The 5,296-nt window shown below is 46.2% G+C and carries 4 protein-coding genes and 1 pseudogene; 2 read left to right on the forward strand and 3 right to left on the reverse strand.

Annotation, left to right across the window (positions count from 1 at the left end):
• Positions 1–880 (forward strand): sensor histidine kinase (locus ACEW8S_RS17520; protein ID WP_373519409.1); only part of this gene is annotated, 880 nt, incomplete at its 5' end.
• Positions 877–1,578: a LytR/AlgR family response regulator transcription factor gene (locus ACEW8S_RS17525; RefSeq protein WP_373519410.1), complete on the forward strand. Its 702-nt coding sequence runs from the start codon at positions 877–879 to the stop codon at positions 1,576–1,578. The genes ACEW8S_RS17520 and ACEW8S_RS17525, both read left to right, overlap by 4 nt.
• 40 nt (positions 1,579–1,618) lie before the next feature.
• Here the strand turns inward: ACEW8S_RS17525 and ACEW8S_RS17530 are convergent.
• From ACEW8S_RS17530 to ACEW8S_RS17540, 3 genes and pseudogenes are all read right to left on the reverse strand, one after another.
• Positions 1,619–3,246, reverse strand: a pseudogene (locus ACEW8S_RS17530) (molybdopterin cofactor-binding domain-containing protein).
• Between the two features lie 141 nt (positions 3,247–3,387).
• Positions 3,388–3,519: a hypothetical protein gene (locus tag ACEW8S_RS17535; RefSeq protein WP_373519411.1), complete on the reverse strand. Its 132-nt coding sequence runs from the start codon at positions 3,517–3,519 to the stop codon at positions 3,388–3,390.
• A 111-nt stretch (positions 3,520–3,630) separates the two neighbouring features.
• Complete coding sequence (locus tag ACEW8S_RS17540; RefSeq protein ID WP_373519412.1) at positions 3,631–5,262, reverse strand: RagB/SusD family nutrient uptake outer membrane protein; 1,632 nt, start codon at positions 5,260–5,262, stop codon at positions 3,631–3,633.
• Positions 5,263–5,296: the final 34 nt, after the last annotated feature.

Here is a 5,296-nt window from a genome sequence, read left to right on the forward strand (position 1 = left end):
CATGAACGTTTTTTGGGCGTCGACATTCTACTTGAACACCCTCTTTCTGATTCCCAGATTGCTCTACCGAAGAAAAATAGTCTTCTTTGTAGTGGCCAATATAATCTTACTTACCGGAATACTGTTCATCAACCGATGGCTATACAGCGTTCTAATAACCGAAAACCCTTATTTATTTTCCAAAGCGATTATATTCAATGGGCTTCCGTTCCTATTTTTTGTCTTGATCGGCATTGTTTTCAAGACGGTTTCCGACAGGATTAGAATGGAACGTACTACCAAGGAACGTGAAAGTGAAAACCTAAAAACGGAACTGTCCTTTTTACGTTCCCAGATCAGTCCGCATTTTTTATTCAACGTACTCAACAACATTGTGGCACTGGTACGAATGAAAAGTGAAAAACTGGAACCCACCATCCTAAAATTATCCTCATTGATGCAATACATGCTCTACGAAACGGACGAGGAAATGGTATTGTTGAAAAGCGAGGTGGATTATTTGCAGAGCTATATCGATCTACAACAACTTCGTTTTGGTGATCGACTTGCCCTAAATATCAATTTGGACCTCAAGGAAGATTGGCATGCCATAGAACCTATGCTCTTGATTCCCTTTGTGGAAAACGCCTTTAAACACGGTACGGGAATGATAGAAGACCCCGTAATCGATATTTCATTACAGGCTTTGGACAACCAACTTACTTTTAGGGTAAAAAACAAATACCTTGAGGAGGATAAGGCCAAGGACAAGGTTTCCGGTATCGGCCTTGCCAATGTGCAACGAAGGTTGGACCTTCTGTACGGCAAGAACCACAGCCTCGATATCGATATCACCGATGCATGGTTTACCGTTACCCTAAAATTAGCATTTGAACCATGATGAATTGTATCGCCATAGATGACGAGCCTCTGGCGCTAGAGCTGCTAAAGGACAACATAAGCAAACTGCCTTTCCTGAATTTGGTGGCGGCCTGCAATAATGCCTTTGAGGCCATGGAAACAATGCAAATGCAATCCGTAGATCTCGTATTTATCGACATTCAGATGCCCGGCCTGACCGGACTCCAATTTATCGCCAGCCTTGAGAAAAAGCCGCTCGTGATATTTATAACGGCCTACAAACAATATGCCGTGGAAAGTTATGACCTCGATGTGGTGGACTACCTCGTAAAACCTGTGGCATTGGAACGTTTTATTAAAGCCTGTAATCGGGCCAAGGAACTTCATGACTTAAGGTCCGAAAAAAATACTGTCCCTTACAAGCCGACCAAAGACCATTTTTTCGTGAATGCCGATTACAGTCAGGTAAAAATAACTTTTGACGATATCATTTGGATGAAAGGCTATGGCGATTACATCAAATTTCATTTAAAGAGTGCCGAACATCCGTTGGTGGTACGCACCAGTTTCAAAGAATTGGAAATGGAACTGCCGCCGAACAAATTCATCCGGATTCATAAATCGTATGCAGTGGCTATTGATGCGATAACCGCCATTCGCAAGAACAGTATTTTTCTGGGGGACAAGGAGCTTTCCGTAGGGGAGACTTTTCGGGAACACGTTGAAAAGCTGCTTTAGTGTAACTGCCGAATTTTTTCTAACCTCTCAACCACCTCATCTACCCCACTATTGCCTTCTCGGTAACAAAAGGCTGATGATAATGACGCTGTCCCGTAGCTTTATAGAGCACATTGGCCAATGCGCCCATAATCGGTGGAAACGGCGGTTCGCCTAGACCTGTCGGGTCAATATCGTTCAGAACAAAATGGGTTTCGATTTCGTTGGGTGCCTCGCTGTAGCGAATCAGGCGGTATTTGTCAAAATTATTTTGTTCGGGTATTCCATCCTTGAAACTTAAGGCACTGTACATGGCATGACCGATACCGACAACCGCCCCGCCCTCCGCCAAATTGGCGGCCGCATCGGGGTTTACCACGATACCACAATCGATTGCCGCCGTTACTTTTTGAACTACGGGTTTATCATTGTCCATGACCATGTCCAAGACTTGGGCTACATAACTATTATGGCAGAAATAGGCCGAAACGCCTCGATGTACGCCGGATTCTTCTTTGCCCCAACCGGATTTTTCCTTGACCAGTTCCAGCACGCCGGCATAACGGTCCGCTTCGTAATCGTTGTTTTCACCTACCGGATTTTCCTGGGCCCTTTTCAAAAGTTCCAACCGAAACTCGATAGGGTCCTTTCCCGCTTCTTCGGCTACTTCATCCAAAAATGATTGCTCCGCTCCGGCGATAAAGTTCGATCTTGGTGCCCGGAAAGCCCCGACCGTGATGTTGGAATCTATGCTCCAATCCTCTGCGAGATAATTATCTACCGCACCGGCGGGGAAACGGTTGGCCGCCAATGGGCTTTCCGGTATGCCCCCTGCACGTACGTGGAAGGCAATCAGACTGCTTCCGTTAAAAAATGGCCATAAAGCCGTCGACCGAATCCCCCTCCCATACGGGTCATCTGTATGTCCACTTTTACTAGAGGAAGTCCTAATCTTTCGGAGACACTTTTTTCCATGATTTCCGGGGTCTGAATGGGGCCTTTGAGTATGGCTTTGTCCTCCGAAACATCGGCGAAGAAGTTCATGGGCTCCATACAGTTTTTGTATAGTCGTCCTTAAAGGTCTTGATCGTAAAAACATCTTTTATTCCAGGCATTTTCTTCGCTTCGGAACCATCGTAGGATTTCAATTTCAATCCGAATGCAGGTGGATGAACGGTCATGGCGATCAACATTCCTTCCTTGGATGTCCAGTCCGCACAGCGGTTTTCCTGTGACAATCTTGTGGCCATCCACGTTTTTACGGGAAGTACCTATGATCTTAAAATCCTTCACGTCTTTCAAGGCTACTTCCTCTGGAACAGCTAGCTTTGCGGCTGCTGAAGCTACTTCGCCATAGCCCATTGATTTATCGGATGCTTTGTGAAACAGCCTTCCCGCATCGGTGGTAATTTCATCCACGGCCACTTTCCATTCTTCGGCGGCTGCGGCAATAAGCATATGCCTTGCTGTCGCGTCTGCCATTCGCAGCCCTTCCCAGCCTGCCCTGATCGATTGGCTGCCCCCGGCCAATTGGCGGGTAAAAATATCGGTGTTCAGGGGCGCCTGTTCCACGATGACATCCTTCCAATCGGTGTCCAGTTCCTCGGCCACGATCATCGGCATGGGAGTATTGGGGTCAACGTCCACCTCCTGTGTTTTTCCGTTGATATTTAGTGCAAATGATGCCATGATATGGTTGTTTTTGAAAAGATTATTCTGAAGTTACTGATTTTATGGAAGTTGGTGTTTTGTAATACTGTTAAAAAAGTGATTTATTGGTACAAAACCTTTTTTTGCCTCAGCCAATTCTGCACCAATTCCAATACTTTGTCAACGCCTTTTTGGAAATAACTTTCTGACTTTGGAAGTGATAAATCCATCATCGATGACCCCCTGTGAGGCCCCGTTTTTCAACAGCAACGATTCCTTTTTCGGATTTCGTGTGGTGGCGATTAGCGTCAAACCAAAATTTTTAGCTGCTTCGGTTGCGAGCATTCCTATTGAAGAGGTGCCGCCCCGAATCTACAGCATCGGTCGATATAGGAGGGCTGTTTCACGATTTAGTACTCTTTGTCAGTAGCCAGGGTTCTGTACCAACCCAGGCGTTGTTGCCAAAGGCCCGGGCGGAATCGGGAACAGTCGCTTGTTGGGGTCTGAATCCGTTTTGTCGGTCCAAGAATCTTCCCATGTGCCAAATCGGATCTGATCTGTTCTCCTGTGGTATTCCCAATAGAATTCAAAGCCACGTTCGTTATAGACGTCCTCTAAAGTGGCACTGGACAAGGCAAAATCGGCATCGCCACGCGCTGTTCTAACGGTATTTACATCGGCCAAGGCATCACCGCCCGACCCCGATCTTAATATGGCCTCGGCCCTCATAAGGTATATATCGGCCAGTCTAAATACGACAATATCAGTGCTGGTGTCGTCACTATTTGAGCCTATGTCATCGATTCCCCATTTGGATACCCTTACCCCTACGGATTGGCTTTCAGCGATCAAGCTGACGTCCCGGGTATGATTTGCAAAGGTTTCGTCCCTGGTCCAAAGTTTTACCGGAACGATATCAATAGTCTGGTCATTGTTGATAATGGGCGTTCCATTATCGTTATTTATACCATATAATTGGCCCTCCAGGAACCCCCGGTGGACCTTATAATCGGACAAGGGAATGGTGGCTGGTTCATTGGGATAGCTGGCCCTAAAATATCTAGGGTCGTTCTCGGTGTCCCACGTATCCAAGAACTCCGGTAAAGTACAACCTGCATCGGAACCGGTTAAAAAATCACCGTCCGGTGAGAGATAAATATAGCCTCTGGACAGTCCATTGATGGTATTTCTTGTAACACTTCTACCTCCAATCTGTACCGACGTATTTTCGTTTTTTATGGACCAAATGATTTCCCGATGGTTTTCATTGTCAGGATCGAAGATGCTGAAATAGTCATCGGTTTCCAAGGAATGCGTCCCACTGTTTATTATCTCCGTGGTAAGATCGATGACCTTTTGCATATCCTCACTTGCAAAGTTAAAGCTCGATGCATATCGATCCTCATAGACCGCCTTGTTCAAATAGACCCTGGCCAAAAGTGATTTTGCGGCATCTTGGGTAAAACGTACCGTATTTTTACCAGTGGGCAGGTTCGGCATGGCCGATTCCAGGTTGCCGATGATAGTATTTATGGCTTCCGCCCCGGTAAGAATTTGTGAGTCTTGGTTAAAATCAACAGCGTCAATACCGCGGTAAGGCACTTGTCCATACCCTTCCAAAGCCACCCACATATAGTGCGCCAATAAGGCCAAGGCCTCTGCATGCTCTTGGGTACCGGCATCCAGGAAATCAACGGCCAATGTAGCATCGGCCAACCCTGTAGTTATATGGCCCCATGTCTCGGTGGTATACCTGTGTTGCGACTTCCAATCGTGCCTGTGCAGTTCTTGAAAAGTACCACCGTCGAACCAATCACTTTGTCTCGTGGGAACCATGCCCTCATCCGCGGAAAAAGTCTGCAGCGCAAAAAACCATCGGTGCCCATAGACCCTTCTCATTGAATTGTAGGCCGGTGCCAAAAGACTCAATTCGTCCGCGTCGATTAACAAGTCCTCTCCACGGGCCTCATCGATTATATTTTCTTCGATATCACAGGACTGGAATCCAAGAACCGAAGCCAGCATGACACTTAGAATAACAAATTGCTTTTTCATTTTTCGTATTTATCTTTATTGATTATCTCCTTTT

The organism is Pricia sp. (assembly GCF_041745955.1).
GTDB lineage: Bacteria > Bacteroidota > Bacteroidia > Flavobacteriales > Flavobacteriaceae > Pricia.

Coding starts and splice junctions, on each gene's coding strand:
- ACEW8S_RS17540 (WP_373519412.1), bottom strand. CDS start 5,262: ATGAAAAAGCAATTTGTTATTCTAAGTGTCATGCTGGCTTCGGTTCTT.
- ACEW8S_RS17525 (WP_373519410.1), top strand. CDS start 877: ATGATGAATTGTATCGCCATAGATGACGAGCCTCTGGCGCTAGAGCTG.